General features: G+C 52.6%; 15 protein-coding genes. 3 read left to right on the top strand and 12 right to left on the bottom strand.

What is annotated here, in order from left to right; translation table 11 throughout:
- The 6 genes from tatA to udp form a co-directional block, all read right to left on the bottom strand.
- Positions 1-270 (bottom strand): Sec-independent protein translocase subunit TatA, encoded by a 270-nt coding sequence (gene tatA / locus RGV86_RS13155; RefSeq protein WP_001295260.1) that lies wholly within the window; start codon positions 268-270, stop codon positions 1-3.
- Between the two features lie 78 nt (positions 271-348).
- Positions 349-1,989, bottom strand: coding sequence for a ubiquinone biosynthesis regulatory protein kinase UbiB (ubiB, locus tag RGV86_RS13150; protein WP_000187537.1), 1,641 nt, complete (start codon positions 1,987-1,989; stop codon positions 349-351).
- Positions 1,989-2,594, bottom strand: a complete 606-nt coding sequence (gene ubiJ, locus RGV86_RS13145) for a ubiquinone biosynthesis protein UbiJ (RefSeq protein ID WP_001116106.1) — start codon at positions 2,592-2,594, stop codon at positions 1,989-1,991. The genes ubiB and ubiJ overlap by 1 nt, the downstream gene beginning before the upstream one ends.
- Before the next feature lie 13 nt (positions 2,595-2,607).
- Positions 2,608-3,363: a bifunctional demethylmenaquinone methyltransferase/2-methoxy-6-polyprenyl-1,4-benzoquinol methylase UbiE gene (gene ubiE, locus RGV86_RS13140; RefSeq protein WP_000227958.1), complete on the bottom strand. Its 756-nt coding sequence runs from the start codon at positions 3,361-3,363 to the stop codon at positions 2,608-2,610.
- A 94-nt stretch (positions 3,364-3,457) separates the two neighbouring features.
- Positions 3,458-4,885: a DNA recombination protein RmuC gene (rmuC, locus tag RGV86_RS13135; RefSeq protein WP_000347689.1), complete on the bottom strand. Its 1,428-nt coding sequence runs from the start codon at positions 4,883-4,885 to the stop codon at positions 3,458-3,460.
- A 140-nt stretch (positions 4,886-5,025) separates the two neighbouring features.
- On the bottom strand, positions 5,026-5,787 hold the full coding sequence (gene udp / locus RGV86_RS13130) for a uridine phosphorylase (protein ID WP_000045177.1): 762 nt from the start codon (positions 5,785-5,787) through the stop codon (positions 5,026-5,028).
- A 261-nt stretch (positions 5,788-6,048) separates the two neighbouring features.
- Between udp and RGV86_RS13125 the strand changes: the two genes are divergently transcribed.
- Positions 6,049-6,864 carry a dienelactone hydrolase family protein gene (locus RGV86_RS13125; protein ID WP_010353608.1) on the top strand — a complete coding sequence of 272 codons (816 nt, stop codon included), beginning with the start codon at positions 6,049-6,051 and terminating at the stop codon, positions 6,862-6,864.
- A gap of 39 nt (positions 6,865-6,903) precedes the next feature.
- On the opposite strand, the gene metE is transcribed toward RGV86_RS13125, so the two are convergent.
- Entirely contained in the window at positions 6,904-9,165 is a 2,262-nt protein-coding gene (gene metE, locus RGV86_RS13120) for a 5-methyltetrahydropteroyltriglutamate--homocysteine S-methyltransferase (protein ID WP_000153913.1), read from the bottom strand.
- 117 nt (positions 9,166-9,282) lie between these two features.
- Here metE and metR point away from each other — a divergent pair, with 117 nt between their 5' ends.
- Complete coding sequence (gene metR, locus RGV86_RS13115) at positions 9,283-10,236, top strand: HTH-type transcriptional regulator MetR (RefSeq protein ID WP_000573620.1); 954 nt, start codon at positions 9,283-9,285, stop codon at positions 10,234-10,236.
- Here the strand turns inward: metR and bioP are convergent.
- From bioP to pldB, 3 genes are all read right to left on the bottom strand, one after another.
- Positions 10,124-11,023, bottom strand: coding sequence for a biotin transporter (gene bioP, locus RGV86_RS13110; protein ID WP_001196253.1), 900 nt, complete (start codon positions 11,021-11,023; stop codon positions 10,124-10,126). The two genes, metR and bioP, sit on opposite strands and share 113 nt — an antisense overlap.
- Positions 11,024-11,098: 75 nt before the next feature.
- A complete protein-coding gene (yigL, locus tag RGV86_RS13105) occupies positions 11,099-11,899 on the bottom strand; it encodes a sugar/pyridoxal phosphate phosphatase YigL (RefSeq protein ID WP_000285344.1) in 801 nt (266 codons plus the stop codon).
- A gap of 7 nt (positions 11,900-11,906) precedes the next feature.
- Complete coding sequence (gene pldB / locus RGV86_RS13100; RefSeq protein ID WP_085461507.1) at positions 11,907-12,929, bottom strand: lysophospholipase L2; 1,023 nt, start codon at positions 12,927-12,929, stop codon at positions 11,907-11,909.
- 110 nt (positions 12,930-13,039) lie between these two features.
- On the opposite strand from pldB, the gene rhtB reads away from it, so the two are divergent.
- The gene (gene rhtB, locus RGV86_RS13095; protein WP_000142514.1) at positions 13,040-13,660 is read left to right on the top strand and encodes a homoserine/homoserine lactone efflux protein; all 621 of its coding nucleotides are present in this window, start codon (positions 13,040-13,042) and stop codon (positions 13,658-13,660) included.
- 60 nt (positions 13,661-13,720) lie between these two features.
- Here rhtB and rhtC read toward each other — a convergent pair whose 3' ends face one another.
- Together rhtC and recQ are read right to left on the bottom strand one after the other, a co-directional pair.
- Complete coding sequence (rhtC, locus tag RGV86_RS13090; RefSeq protein WP_000928829.1) at positions 13,721-14,341, bottom strand: threonine export protein RhtC; 621 nt, start codon at positions 14,339-14,341, stop codon at positions 13,721-13,723.
- A gap of 63 nt (positions 14,342-14,404) precedes the next feature.
- Positions 14,405-16,234, bottom strand: a complete 1,830-nt coding sequence (recQ, locus tag RGV86_RS13085) for an ATP-dependent DNA helicase RecQ (RefSeq protein ID WP_024165090.1) — start codon at positions 16,232-16,234, stop codon at positions 14,405-14,407.
- Positions 16,235-16,288: the final 54 nt, after the last annotated feature.

Genomic DNA, 16,288 nt, shown 5'->3' with positions numbered 1-16,288 from the left:
TTACACCTGCTCTTTATCGTGGCGCTTTGCGTCTTCTGTTTTAGCCTGTTCCTGATTCGTATCCGCCTGCTTATCGGCGATAGTTTTCGCAGTAAAATCAGCATCCTGACTGGTTTTATCCTGCTTTGGTTCATCATCGCTCATTGCTTTTTTAAAGCCTTTGATCGACGCACCAAGATCGGAACCGATGGAGCCGAGCTTTTTGGTGCCAAAAAGCAGTACAACGATGACGGCAATAATCAATAACTGCCAAATACTGATACCACCCATACATGTTCCTCTGTGGTAGATGATGATTAAACAAGGCCGCATTATACGTTACACGGCCCGCCTTGAGCGATGAAAAAATCAGCGTGTTTTGCGCCAACCGACAAACCAGGCGATCAAACCACCTGCCATTAACCAGCCGGGCATCAGCCCCCATTCAGGTCGGTTGACCAACAAGAATGTGCCGCTTAATACTAACGTCGCGCCAATTCCAAGAAAATAACGCGATTGTCCCTGACGTACATGATTTGACTGAAGCTCGCGGGCAATCTTATCAACACTGTGCTGTAAATACTTGCCCTGGCGCAAACTGTCGTAAACCAGTTCAGGCAGTTCTGGCATTTTTTCGACCCAGAACGGCGCTTTTTCTTTAAATGCTCTCACCAGCGCAGGAATACCGACCTGATCTTTAATCCACGACTCCAGGAAAGGCTTCGCCGTTTTCCATAAATCGAGCTGCGGATAAAGCTGGCGTCCTACCCCTTCGATGTAGAGCAAGGTTTTCTGGAGTAACACCAGTTGCGGCTGTACTTCCATATTGAAGCGACGCGCCGTATTAAACAGATTTAACAGCACATGTCCAAACGAAATTTCGGCCAGGGGTTTCTCAAAGATTGGTTCACAGACAGTACGAATAGCAAATTCGAACTCTTCAACGTTGGTATCTGGCGGCACCCAGCCAGAATCAACGTGCAGCTCTGCCACTTTGCGATAATCGCGGTTAAAGAAGGCGATAAAGTTTTCTGCCAGATAGCGTTTATCTTCTTTGTTTAGCGAGCCAACAATCCCGCAATCAATGCCGATATATTTCGGGTTTTCCGGGTGTTCATAGCTTACGAAGATATTGCCAGGGTGCATATCGGCATGGAAAAAGCTGTCGCGAAAGACCTGAGTGAAGAACACCTGCACGCCGCGTTCTGCCAGCAATTTCATGTTGGTGCCGTTTTTCTCCAGCGCCGCAACATCAGACACCGGAATGCCGTAAATGCGCTCCATCACCATCATCCCTTCACTGCAATAGTCAGGGTAAACCTCCGGGATGTAGAGCATTGGGCTATTTTCGAAATTACGCCGAAGCTGAATGGCGTTGGCAGATTCCCGCAGCAAATTCAGTTCATCAATCAACGTCTTTTCGTACTCGCGTACCACTTCGGTTGGACGCAGACGGCGACCATCCGGCAGTAAACGCGGCACCCAACGCGCCAGACGATAGATGAGTTTCAGATCCGCTTTTATGACCGGCAAAATATCCGGGCGAATGACTTTAATCACCACCTCTTTGCCATTCGATTTCAGCCGCGCAGTATGTACCTGTGCAACGGAAGCCGATGCCAGCGGCTTAATGTCAAAATCATCAAACCACGCTTCCACCGGCAGACCGCCCATAGCCGCTTCAATTTGTGCTTTCGCCAGTTCGCCGTCAAAAGGCGCGACTTTATCCTGCAAGAGCGCCAGTTGGTCAGCAATATGCGGCGGAAAAAGGTCACGGCGGGTCGATAGCATCTGTCCAAACTTGATCCATACCGGACCCAGTTCTTGCAGCGCCAGTCGCAGTCGTTCACCTAATGGTTTGTCTTTATGCCGATTCGGCATCCAGAATAACGAGTATCGCCATAACCGCAACGGCAAAGTGATACGCATTTTAGGGATCAGTTCATCAAGTCCGTAACTTAAAAAAGTGCGAATGATGAAATACAGGCGCCGTACTTCACCTGGCGTCATTAAACTGCCTCCAGTTTTTCCAGCCGTTTGGTTAGCGCATCGACAGCACGTTCAACGGCGGATGTCTCTTCCGCAAACCAGGCCACTTCAAGCGGACCAGGTGCCATACGCCACTCTTCAGTAATGGCTTCAGCCACGTAGCGTTGCTGGCGTTTAATACCGTGATGCAGGAACTTCGCGCCACCACGCAGGGCTTTGCTGATGCCTTCGGCGGCGATATCACCCGTATAAGGTGCCAGCAGTTCAGCAGGGTCGAACTCCGCCAGATCTGCCAGCGCAACAAAGTTTTGCACCACCTGAATATCGCCCTGCACTTCCAGCTCACCACTGCGAATCAGTGCAGCAAGCTGCTGGCGATCGCGAAGTTTCGGCAACACACTGGCGTAGGCGATAACGGTGCAGTCAGCATCGCCTGCCCATTCGCCCAGTACATCAACCTGGCGTTCGCTGAACACCAGAATCAATGACGTCGAAAAGCCTTTTACCTCCACGCGCAGCACTTTGCCCAACAGACGCGAGCGGGCCGTTTTCAGCGCGGGTGAGCGATACAGGAAGGTGTTGAGCAGACTTTCAATTCCTGCCGTCACTAAAGGTTTAAAAGGCATTTCCGGTCTCCTGTCAGAACTTATAACCACGATGCAGCGCCACAACCCCTGCCGTCAGATTGTAGTAGTCGACACTTTCGAATCCGGCATCTTGCATCATGGCTTTCAGGGTATCCTGATCGGGATGCATACGGATGGATTCAGCCAGATAACGGTAGCTGTCGGCGTCATTCGCGACTAGCGAGCCAATACGCGGCAGAACATGGAAGGAGTAAGCGTCATAAGCTTTGCTTAATGGTTCGATAATCGGTTTCGAGAACTCAAGCACCAGCAGGCGGCCGCCGGGTTTCAGCACGCGATACATTGAACGCAGTGCTTTATCTTTATCGGTGACGTTACGCAGACCAAACGAAATGGTGATGCAATCAAAGGTGTTATCCGGGAACGGCAGCGCCTCGGCGTTCGCCTGAACATACTCAACGTTGCCAATCACGCCGATATTACGCAGTTTCTCGCGCCCCATTTTGAGCATGGATTCATTGATATCGGCGAGGACTACCTTGCCAGTTTCACCGACCAGGCGGGAGAATTTCGCTGTCAGGTCGCCGGTGCCGCCAGCCAGATCCAGCACAGTTTGCCCACGGCGTACGCCGCTGCAATCGATCGTGAATCGCTTCCACAAACGATGAATACCAAATGACATCAAATCATTCATGACATCGTATTTCGATGCCACGGAATGGAAAACGTGGGCGACCATATCCGCTTTTTGCTCTTTCGCGACGGTCTGAAAACCAAAGTGCGTCGTTTCTTGTGACTTATCCACCATCTCAATGCCTGCTCATCAAAAAATTGTTCCAGAAGTGTAACAGATTGGGCGTCGATGCCCTAGATTTCTACCCGGCGTAACTACCCCCAATGGGCTAGCGCGACTGCTGATTATATTCATCATCGCGTTGATAAGCTTCATCATTCGGCTGCCCCGGAACCGACCGCAGTCGATACTCTTCATCCTGACTCACCGCCTGTTCAGCCAAATCCGGATTAATCTCGCGTTTAATTTCTACCCCTAAACCGCGAAACGCTTCTGCCTGCGCCAGCACATTTCCGCGACCTGAAGAGAGTTTTTTCATTGCCTGACGATAGTTATCCTGCGCTTTGTCCAGACTTTGACCGATCGCTGACATATCATCGACAAACAAACGCATCTTGTCGTACAGCTTGCTGGCGCGATCGGCGATTTGCTGGGCGTTGCGACTTTGATGCTCATAACGCCACAGGTTGGCGATAGTACGCAACGCCACCAGCAGCGTGGTCGGGCTAACCAGCATGATATTGTTTTTCAACGCTTCTGTTATCAGCTCCGGCTGGCGATCAAGCGCCAGTAAAAACGCAGGTTCGACGGGGATAAACATCAGCACGTAATCCAGCGTTCTTAGCCCTGGTAGCTGTTGATAATCTTTACGCCCCAGCAAGCGGATATGGTTACGCACCGACGCGATATGTTCCTGCAATGCGCTTTCGCGAGTGTAGTCGTCTTCTGCATTGAAGTAGCGTTCATAGGCGACCAGCGTCATTTTGGCGTCGATCACCACATCTTTCCCCTGCGGTAGCCGCACGATGACATCCGGCTGCATCCGCGAGCGGGCGTCATTTTCGATGCTGACCTGGGTTTCATATTCATACCCTTCGCGCAGACCGGAAGCCTCCAGCACGCGCGTCAATACCACTTCGCCCCAGTTGCCCTGGGTTTTATTGTCACCTTTCAGCGCACGCGTCAGGTTGATTGCCTCCTGGGCCATTTGCGCGTTGAGCTGCTGGAGATTGCGAATTTCGTGGGTCAGGGTATGGCGTTCTTGTGCTTCTTTACCGAAGCTGTCCTGAACCTGACGGCGAAAACCGTCCAGTTGTTCACGCAGCGGCGACAACAGGCTGTTCAGGCTCTGACGGTTTTGCTCATCAACCCGGCGATTGCTGTGCTCAAAAATACGGTTGGCGAGGTTTTCAAATTGCTCGCTCAAACGCTGCTCGCTGTTAATCATCTGGCGAATTTTATCGTCAGCGTGTTGCTGTGCGGCCTCCATCCGCGTGGTCACTTCACGCAGATCAGCCTCCAGAGAGGTGTTAATACTTTGCAGGCTGCGCACTTCGTTATTGAGCAATTCACACTCTGCGCGCCAGTGCTCGCTTTGGGTAATTTGTTGTTTTGCCGCGCTTAACTCCGCGACCATCTCTTCACGTTCAGCTAATTGCTCGGCTTTTTGCTGCGCGTGCTGATAACTGGCAAACAGCCAGCCGATGGCCACACTGACCAGCGCAATAATGGCATAAACAATGATTGAGAAATCCACAAAGCCTCCTGACGCAACAACTTACCCGCACAAAATAGAATTGTGCTGTACAAACGTCCAGTTGGAAAGGCATTTCCTGCGAGGCGCTACGCAAAAATACAAAAGGCCGAACGCGTCGGCCTTCAGACAGGAGAAGAGAATTACAACAGACGGCGCGCCGCTTCCACCACGATTTTCACCGCATGGCTTTCAGTTTGTTTCATCGTCTCAGCATTCGGGATCTCTTGCTGGGTACGGTTAACGATAACGCCCGCCACCATACCAGCACGCAGGCCCTGGCTTGCACACATGGTCAGCAGAGTCGCAGATTCCATTTCATAGTTCATCACGCCCATCGCCTGCCACTCTTCCATAGAACCTTTAAAGTGACGGACTACGCGACCAGAGTAAGTATCGTAACGTTCCTGACCTGGATAGAAGGTATCAGAAGAAGCAGTCACGCCAACGTGAGTCGTCGCGCCAATGGATTTCGCTGCTTCAACCAGCGCAGTCGTACATTCGAAATCAGCGACAGCCGGGAACTCCAGCGGTGCGAAGTGCAGGCTCGCGCCATCCAGACGAACAGACGCCGTGGTAACCAGTACATCACCAACATTAATATGCGGCTGAATAGCGCCAGTTGTACCGATACGCAGGAAGGTGCGAATGCCCAGCTGTGCCAGTTCTTCAACGGCAATAGAAGTAGACGGGCCGCCGATACCGGTAGAGCAGACAATAACAGGTTTACCATCCAGCTCTGCACGCCAGGTGGTGAATTCGCGGTGAGATGCCAGCTTAACCGGCTTATCCATCAGCGCGGCGATCTTTTCCACACGATCCGGGTCGCCAGGGACGATGGCAAGCGTAGCCCCTTGTAAATCGTTTTTAGTGAGGCCGAGATGAAAAACATCAGACTTGGACATATACAACTCCTCTGTGAATCGGTTTAGTCAGAAGAAGCAAAAAGGTACTTTACCGAAGGGATTAAGATTTTTTCGTGATAGTCATCACTATGATGCAAATGTGTTGCATACATTTACTCATCAAAAGTGACTTAAATCACATAATTTACTCTTAAGTCAGTAAGGCCGCTTAAAAGATGAGCCATTTGAGGCAATGTGAATTGTTGCACGCTGACTATAGTTAACATTGCGCAAAATTTTTATAAGGGTACGGAGAATACCATGACAACAACACAACACTCTGGATTTGCACCTGCTGCATCCCCCCTCGCCTCGACCATCGTTCAGACTCCGGATGATGCGATTGTGGCAGGGTTCACCTCTATCCCTTCACAAGGGGATAACATGCCTGCTTATCATGCCCGTCCAAAACAGAGCGATGGCCCACTACCAGTGGTCATTGTAGTGCAGGAAATTTTTGGCGTGCATGAACATATCCGTGACATTTGTCGCCGTCTGGCGCTGGAGGGATATCTGGCTATCGCACCAGAACTCTACTTCCGCGAAGGTGATCCGAATGATTTCGCCGATATTCCCACGTTGCTAAGCGGTCTGGTAGCAAAAGTGCCTGACTCACAGGTGCTGGCCGATCTCGATCATGTCGCCAGTTGGGCGTCCCGCAACGGCGGCGATGTCCATCGTTTAATGATTACCGGATTTTGCTGGGGCGGACGTATCACCTGGTTGTATGCCGCGCACAACCCGCAGCTGAAAGCGGCAGTGGCGTGGTACGGCAAGCTGACAGGCGATAAGTCGCTGAATTCACCGAAACAACCTGTTGATATCGCAACCGATCTTAACGCGCCGGTTCTCGGCTTATATGGCGGTCAGGATAACAGCATTCCGCAGGAGAGCGTCGAAACCATGCGTCAGGCGCTGCGGGCAGCAAACGCGAAAGCGGAGATTATCGTGTACCCGGATGCCGGTCATGCATTTAACGCCGATTATCGCCCGAGCTATCATGCCGAGTCTGCGAAAGACGGTTGGCAGCGTATGCTGGAATGGTTTAAGCAGTATGGTGGGAAGAAGTCGCTGTAATGAGAAAAGACCGGGTGGTATTACCACCCGGTTTGGAGTTTATCCCCGACGCAAATTCTGTGCCGCCTGCACCATGTTCGCCAGTGCCGCGCGGGTTTCTGGCCAGCCGCGCGTTTTCAGGCCGCAGTCCGGGTTGACCCACAGGCGCTCTGCCGGAATGCGTTTTGCCGCTTTCTTCAGCAGGGCTTCAATCCATTCCACGCTCGGTACGTTTGGCGAGTGAATGTCATAGACGCCTGGACCGATTTCATTCGGATAATCAAACTCTTCGAATGACTCCAGCAACTCCATGTCGGAACGCGAGGTTTCGATAGTGATGACGTCAGCATCCAGCGCCGCAATCGAATCCATGATGTCGTTGAACTCGCAATAACACATGTGAGTGTGGATCTGCGTTTCATCCTTCGCCACGGCGGCGTTGATACGGAAAGCTTCCACGCCCCACTGGAGATATGCATCCCAGTCGCTGCGACGCAGCGGTAAACCTTCGCGCAGCGCCGGTTCATCAATCTGGATGATGCCAATTCCAGCGGCTTCCAGATCGGCCACTTCATCACGCAGCGCCAGCGCAATTTGTTTGGCAATGGTTTCACGGCTGACGTCTTCGCGCGGGAATGACCAGCAAAGAATGGTCACCGGGCCGGTCAGCATCCCTTTTACCGGTTTGTCGGTCAGCGATTGCGCATACTTCGCCCACTCCACGGTGATCGGTGCCGGGCGGCTAACGTCACCAATAACAATCGGTGGCTTCACGCAGCGGGAACCGTAGCTCTGTACCCAACCGTTTTGCGTAAAGACAAAACCGTCGAGGTGCTCACCAAAGTATTCCACCATGTCATTACGCTCAGCCTCACCATGCACCAGCACATCCAGTCCTAAACGTTCCTGCTCAACAATGGCCTGTTTGATATGTTCCGCAATACCCGTGCGGTAGTTGTTGGCGTCGAGATTGCCCTTTTTGAAATCCAGACGCAGGGTACGAATTTCTGTAGTTTGCGGGAAAGAGCCAATCGTGGTGGTCGGCCAGGCTGGCAGTTTAAAACGCGCACGCTGGGCTTCAGCACGCACTTCATAAACGTTCGCACGCTGGCTGTCCTGGGCGGTAATCGCCGCCAGACGCTTTTCTACCGCCGGATTATGTACGCGGGTAGAGTGACGACGCGCCTGAATCGGGGCGCTCCACTCTGCCAGAGCTGCCGTATCACCACTGTTCAGCGCATCGCGCAGTAGAGCCAGTTCATGACATTTTTGCAGGGCGAAGGCAAACCAGCTTTTCACTTCTGCATCAAGACGCGTTTCCACGCTCAGGTCGATAGGGCTATGCAGCAGCGAGCAGGAAGATGCCACCCACAAATCACGTTTGCCGACAATGTCTTTAATTTGTGCATATTTCTCGGTGAGATCGGCGCGCCAGACGTTACGACCATTGACCAGTCCGGCAGACAGCAGCCAGTCAGAAGGCAGGCGCTTGTGCAGTTCTGCTACATCATCTTTGCCATGAATGAGGTCGACATGCAGACCCTGAACAGGCAGCGCCGTAATCGTGTCGAGGTTTGGCGTTACACCTTCAAAATAGGTGGTCAGCAGCAGTTTCACCTGGCCCTGGAGCGCATCGTAAGCAGGTTTATATGCGTCCAGCCACGCCTGCGGCAGTTCCAGCACCAGCGCCGGTTCGTCAATCTGTACCCACTCAATACCGCGTTTTGCCAGTTCTGCCAGAACCTGCTGATAAACCGGCAGAATATCGTTCAGCAGGCTCAGGCGGTCAAACTGTTCACCTTTCACTTTCCCCAGCCACAGATAGGTAACCGGCCCCAGAAGCACAGGTTTCACCTTGTGACCCAACGCCAGCGCCTCGTCTACTTCATCCAGCAGCTGCGTCCAGGTCAGTTTGAACTGTTGGCCTTTAACGAATTCCGGCACCATGTAGTGATAGTTGGTGTTAAACCATTTGGTCATTTCTGCCGCCGCCGCAGGTTCACCTGTTGGCGCACGACCGCGACCAATACGGAACAGGGTGTCGATATCCACCGAACCGTCTTTATTCTGATGACGCGCCGGAACGTTACCCAGCAGCAGGCTGGTGGTCAGAACATGATCGTACCAGGCAAAATCGCCCACCGGCAGCAGGTCGATACCCGCCTGCTTTTGTTGATCCCAGTGACGAGCACGCAATTCACGCCCTACTGCCAGTAATTCTTCACGCGTGGAGTTCCCCGCCCAATAACTTTCTTGCGCTTTTTTCAGCTCGCGACGCAGGCCAACGCGAGGGAAACCGAGGGTGTGATTAAGAATTGTCATTATATGCCCCTTATGGAATTTTTAGTATTTAGCCGTCCAGATGTTTACACATCCATAATTGGCGGTTACTGTATATTCCTCAAGCGCAAATTATTCATGCCGAAGTGAAGGACTTTCATGATCGAAGTAAAACACCTGAAAACGCTACAAGCGTTGCGGAATTGCGGCTCGCTCGCAGCCGCTGCGGCGACGTTGCATCAGACGCAATCCGCCCTGTCTCACCAGTTTAGCGATCTGGAACAACGCCTTGGCTTCCGGCTATTTGTGCGTAAAAGCCAGCCGCTACGTTTTACGCCGCAGGGAGAAATCCTGTTGCAACTGGCAAACCAGGTGCTGCCGCAAATCAGCCAGGCACTGCAAGCCTGCAATGAACCGCAGCAAACGCGCCTGCGTATTGCCATTGAGTGCCATAGCTGTATTCAGTGGCTGACACCCGCGTTAGAAAATTTCCATAAGAACTGGCCGCAGGTCGAGATGGATTTTAAATCAGGCGTAACGTTTGACCCGCAGCCTGCGTTGCAGCAGGGCGAGCTGGATCTGGTGATGACCTCCGATATTCTGCCGCGCAGTGGCCTGCATTATTCGCCGATGTTCGATTATGAGGTGCGTCTGGTGTTAGCACCTGACCACCCACTGGCGGCGAAAACGCGAATCACGCCGGAAGATCTCGCCAGCGAGACGCTGTTGATTTATCCGGTGCAGCGCAGTCGACTGGATGTCTGGCGCCATTTTCTTCAGCCGGCAGGCGTCAGCCCGTCACTGAAAAGCGTCGATAACACCTTATTGTTGATTCAGATGGTTGCCGCGCGGATGGGTATTGCCGCTCTGCCGCATTGGGTGGTGGAGAGTTTTGAGCGCCAGGGTCTGGTGGTGACCAAAACCCTGGGCGAAGGCCTGTGGAGCCGACTATACGCCGCCGTGCGCGATGGCGAGCAGCGTCAGCCAGTGACAGAAGCGTTTATTCGCTCGGCACGCAATCACGCCTGCGATCATCTGCCGTTTGTAAAGAGCGCGGAGCGACCCACTTCCGATGCACCCACAGTGAGGCCAGGATCACCAGCGCGCCTGTGATAAATGTTGGCCAGTGCGGCTGTTGGTGCCAGATAGCCAGGTTAACCAGCAGCCCTGCCGGAACGTGCATATTATTCATAATGCCCAGCGTTCCGGCGTCCACCTGCGTCGCGCCGTAGTTCCACATAAAGTAGCCAATCCCGGAAGCCACCACGCCAAGAAACACCAGAATGCCCCATTGCAACGTGGTTTGCGGCATTTTCTGCGCATTTCCCAGCAAGAACCATGCAACCACCGCCACCAGGAACGCGCCAAGATAGAACCACGCAAAGGCGTTATGCTGCGGCATCGGGCGAGTTTCCATCAGGCGTTTGTAACCCACCATGCCAATCGCGAAAGTGATATTGGAGAGTTGCACCAGCAGCAGGCCAGTCCAGAAATGGTCAGTGACCTGATCGTAACGAATAATTCCGGCACCAATCACCGCCAGTAACGCGCTGAACGCATAACCCCAGCGCAGACGACGTCTGCTCATAATGTCATAAATCAGCGTGATGTAGAGCGGCGTCAGCACGGTAAACAGCAGCAGTTCAGAGACCGTCAGGTAGAGATAGGCACGAAAACTGAGCATATACATAATGCCAAGCTGCATCGCGCCCACCAGCATATACAGGCCAATGGTTTTCAGGCTATTGCCACGGGTACGCAGGAACGGCAGGAAAACGAGCGCCGCCAGCCCAACGCGTACCAGCACCGAAAAATAGCTGTCGACGTGCCCCGCAAGGTACTCGCCATAAAAGCTAAAGGAGAAGGCCCACAGAATCGTGGTGATGATAAGTAGCGCCACAATGGAAAACTCTTTGATTAACGAGTATCCATTGTAGCGAAGTATCAGGTTGACAACTGACCAAATAAAGAACGATTACGATAAATAGAGCTTACGCAGATAATGCGGCACCGCGTCTTCGGCGTTAGTGCCAATCACTTCCAGCTCCGGATGCAGATCTTTCAGGCGCTGGTGCGCACTGCCCATAATGCAGCCTTTCCCCGCCATCGACAGCATTTCGGCGTCGTTCATCCCGTCACCAAACGCAATGCAATCCTTCAGACTGTAGCCCAATTTCTTCGCCACCGCTTCCAGCGCATGACCTTTAGAAACGCCGCCAGCCATCACTTCCAGACAAGTCAAAGTAGAGAAACTGACGTTGACGCGATCGCCCCAGCGAGCATTGATTGCTTGCTCCAGCGGTAACAATTTTTCATGGGAGTCGCAGGTGAAGAACACTTTGCTGACGCCTTCCGGCTCCAGCAAACCCGGCTCATACAGCGCATATTTAAATACTGCTTCTTTAAAAAAGCGCATCTCCTCCGGACGGTGGCGATTCATAAACCATTCATCATCACGATAAACATTAGTAATGATGTCCGGGTTGTCGTTGACCACGCCAAACAGGTCGCTGGCAATGTCATGATCCAGGTTATGCGCGAAAATCAGATTGCCATCCAGATCGTGCACGCGCGCGCCATTGGAGGTAATCATGTAAGACTTAATCTCCAGATTATCGCGAATTTGCCCCACGTCGACGTGGTGGCGACCCGTCGCAAACACAAAGTTGATGCCACGCGCGGTGAGCAGTTTCAGGGTTTCTTTGGCGTAAGGGGATAACGTATGGTCGGGAGAAAGTAACGTACCATCTAAATCAGACGCAACAACCTGATACATAAGAAATTTAAACCTCTATAGAGCGATTTCCGCTGGGTGAGTTATGCCGGTTGAAAAATTCAACGATGGCGTGGAGCGCGACTGAGCGCATTGCGTCCTTTTCAAAAAGGATCTCATGGTACGCACCTTTAATTACCAGCGGTCGCTCCCCTTCTACAGGATGACCCGCTGCGGCGCGGAGTTCACAAAAACGGTCGTGCATACGGTTATCCACCACGCGTTCCTCTTCAGCCTGCAAGAGAAGCGTTGGCGTGGCGTCATCACCCGCACCGGCTAACACCTGTTCGCCGGCCAGAATACTTTCGCGTACCCAATGGTAGGTCGGCCCACCGACGCGAATCGTTGGGTCATCAGCATAGAAACGTAAATTACGTCGATATCGTTGCCTGCTGTGGGTCAGTACATTGATGGTAAACGGCAGCGCGCGCCAGCGCCCGGTGCCAATCGCATAGCCATCACGAAAACGTGGATGCGCTTCTGCCCAGTTAAGGATCTGCCGCGCCATAAATGATGGCATACGAATCACAATCCCAAACATTGGCGCAGTTAGCGCAATGGCATCGCACACACCAGGGTGACGTTGCAGAAACAGCGTGGAGATTGCACCGCCCATCGAGTGCGCCAGTATATAGCGTTTACGCCACGGACCAGGCTGAACTTCTTGTTGCCAGAACGCCGCCAGATCATCAACATAATCATTAAAGCGATTAACATGACCAAGATGCGGATCGGCTAACAGCCGACCGGAACGCCCCTGACCGCGATGGTCGATGATTAAGACATCAAACCCCAGATGGAACAGGTCGTAGGCCAGCTCCGCATACTTTACATAGCTCTCAATACGCCCCGGACAAATGACGACCACCCGATCATGTTGTTGAGCGTGAAAGCGGACAAAACGCACCGGAATGTCATCCACGCCGATAAACTCTGCTTCGTCCCGCTGACGCCAGAAGTCAGTCAGTGGCCCCATCGTAAAAGCAGCAAACGCTTTTTCTCTTGTTTCCCAGTCTTTTTGCTGCTGAAACATCGGGTAATCTGCCTCTTAAACCACGTAAAATCGTTTTTTTAAGCGTGCCTGACACAACGCTGCGACAGTAGCGTATTGTGGCACAAAAATAGACTATCCGGGAGATTCCCATGACCTTTGAATGGTGGTTCGCCTACTTACTGACATCGATCATTTTAAGCCTCTCGCCAGGCTCTGGCGCAATCAACACCATGACCACTTCGCTCAACCACGGTTATCGCGGCGCGGTGGCGTCTATTGCAGGGCTTCAGACCGGACTGGCGATTCATATTGTGCTGGTTGGCGTGGGTTTGGGGACACTATTTTCCCGCTCGGTTATTGCTTTTGAAGTGTTGAAGTGGGCAGGCGCGGCTTACCTGATTTGGCTGGGAATACAGCAGTGGCGCGCCGCTGGTGCAATTGATCTTAAATCGCTGACGCCTACCCAATCGCGCCGCCACCTGTTCCAGCGGTCAGTGTTTGTGAATCTTACTAATCCCAAAAGTATTGTGTTTCTGGCGGCGCTATTTCCGCAATTCATCATGCCGCAGCAACCGCAACTGATGCAGTATATTGTGCTCGGCGTCACCACTATTGTGGTCGATATTATTGTGATGATCGGTTACGCCACCCTCGCCCAACGAATCGCTCTCTGGATTAAAGGGCCGAAGCAGATGAAGGCGCTGAATAAGATATTCGGCTCGCTGTTTATGCTGGTGGGGGCGCTGTTGGCATCGGCAAGACATGCCTGAAAATAATGTCGGATGCGGCGTAAACGCCTTATCCGACCAACTCTGATGATGCGTCTGGCATCAACGCGAAATAATCAAATGAATGCCAAATCCGGCAAATAACGCTCCGGCAAAACCGTCGATCCACTTCGCCAGACGTTGATAACCCCTGCGCATTTGCGGTAGCGCAAACAGGCTGGCAACAACGGTAAACCACGCCAGCGTTTCGACAATAATCAGCGCGAAAATGCCCCAGCGTTCGGTGGTGCCGACGTTATCGCCGACAAACAGCGAGAACACCGAGCCAAAGTAGATAATCGCTTTCGGATTGGCGAGATTGGTCAGCAAGCCTTTCAGGAAACTGCGTCCGCTTTTCGCCAGTTCCACCTGTGGCGCAGGCGCAGAAACAGCCTCTTTTTTCAGCGCACCGCGCAGCATCTGGTAACCCATCCAGCAAAGATACAGACCACCGCCAACCATAATTAGCGTATGCAGCCAGGCCATTTTTTCGATAATCAGATGCAGGCCAAGCAGCGCGATTCCTGCCCAGACCATTACGCCGCAGGTAATGCCCAGCACGCCCATCATCGCTTCTTTACGGGAACGACTAACGGCGGTCTGAGAGACAAAAAAGAAATCGGGGCCGGGGCTCATAAGCGCCACAATGTGCACCATGGCAACGGTGAGAAATAACATCAACATACATTTGACTCGCGGGGAAAACGTTTACGGAATGTTCATCCTGGCACTTTTTTATGCCGTTGACTACTCTTCGTCATCGCCGTCGACATGAGCGCGGATCAGCGTCATAAACGGTTTACCAAAGCGTTCCAGCTTGCGCATCCCGACACCGTTTACACTCAACATTTCGCTGGCGGTAATCGGCATTTGCTCTGCCATCTCAATCAGTGTCGCATCGTTAAACACCACATACGGCGGAACATTGCTTTCATCGGCAATCGATTTACGTAGTTTGCGTAATTTGGCGAACAGTTTGCGATCATAATTGCCGCCGAAGGATTTCTGCATCGCTTTCGGTTTGAGTGCCACAATACGCGGCACGGCGAGTTGCAAAGAGGATTCGCCACGCAGCACCGGACGCGCGGCCTCTGTCAGTTGTAGCGCAGAATGCTGGGCGATATTTTGCGTCACCAGACCGAGGTGAATCAGTTGGCGGATCACGCTCACCCAGTGTTCATGACTTTTATCACGCCCCATGCCGTAAACTTTCAGTTTGTCATGGCCATAGTCGCGGATACGCTGATTATTAGCGCCGCGAATCACTTCCACCACATAGCCCATACCAAACCGCTGATTTACACGACCAATGGTAGAAAGCGCAATCTGCGCATCGGTTGAACCATCGTATTGTTTCGGCGGATCGAGGCAGATATCGCAGTTCCCACACGGTTCCTGACGCCCTTCGCCAAAGTAGTTCAGCAGTACCAGACGACGACAGGTTTGCGCTTCGGCAAACGCGCCCATCGCATTCAGTTTATGGCGCTCGATATCCTGTAGCTGCCCCTGCGGCTTTTCTTCCAGACAGCGGCGCAACCACGCCATATCTGCCGGATCGTAAAACAGCATCGCTTCTGCGGGCAGGCCGTCACGCCCGGCGCGACCTGTTTCCTGATAGTAGGATTCAATATTGCGCGGAATATCAAAGTGCACCACGAAGCGAACGTTAGGCTTATTGATTCCCATGCCGAAGGCCACGGTAGCCACCACGATTTGCAGGTCATCACGCTGGAATTTTTCCTGCACGTCGGCACGGACATCGTTTTCCAGCCCTGCGTGATACGCCGCTGCGCTAATACCCCGACTTTGCAGGCGCGCAGCGGTGTCTTCTACTTTCGCACGGCTATTGCAGTAAATAATCCCCGACTTACCGCGTTGTTCCTGAACGTAACGCATCAGTTGATCGAGTGGTTTAAATTTCTCCATCAACATGTAGCGAATATTCGGGCGGTCAAAACTACTGATTTGGATCAGCGGATCATTAAGCCCCAGCAGGCGCACGATATCTTGCCGCGTGGTGTCATCGGCAGTAGCGGTTAACGCCATAAACGGCAACGTCGGGAAACGCTGGCGCAACTGGCCGAGCGCGGCATATTCCGGGCGGAAATCGTGACCCCATTGGGAAATACAATGCGCTTCATCAACGGCTAATAAGACAGGATTCCAGTGCGCCAGATGCTCAAGGAAGTTATCCAGCATCAGGCGTTCCGGCGCGATATATAGCAGGCGAATTTGCCCGGTACGGCAGCCTGTCATCACTTCAAGCTGCTGCTCGCGGTTCTGCGTCGAGTTAAGGCACGCCGCCGCCACACCGTTGGCTTGCAGTTGATCCACCTGATCTTTCATCAACGAAATTAGCGGTGAAACAACGACAGTAAGACCGTTCAATAACAACGCAGGGATTTGATAGCACAGGGATTTTCCGCCGCCAGTTGGCATGACGACGAGGCAATCGCGACCGGAAAGTACGGTGTCGATAATTTCTTCCTGACCGGGGCGAAACTGTTGGTAGCCAAAGGTTTCTTGTAAAACCTGTTTAGCTCCGAACTCCAGATTCAACACTTCCGCCTGCGCCACATTCACCCCAATTGCCTGAAATAAAAACAGGCGCTATTTTCAGCGCCTGCGCAA

Source organism: Escherichia ruysiae (assembly GCF_031323975.1).
Taxonomy (GTDB): domain Bacteria; phylum Pseudomonadota; class Gammaproteobacteria; order Enterobacterales; family Enterobacteriaceae; genus Escherichia; species Escherichia ruysiae.
Note: the sequence above shows the minus strand (reverse complement) of the source record. Positions and strands in the feature narration are given on the sequence as shown.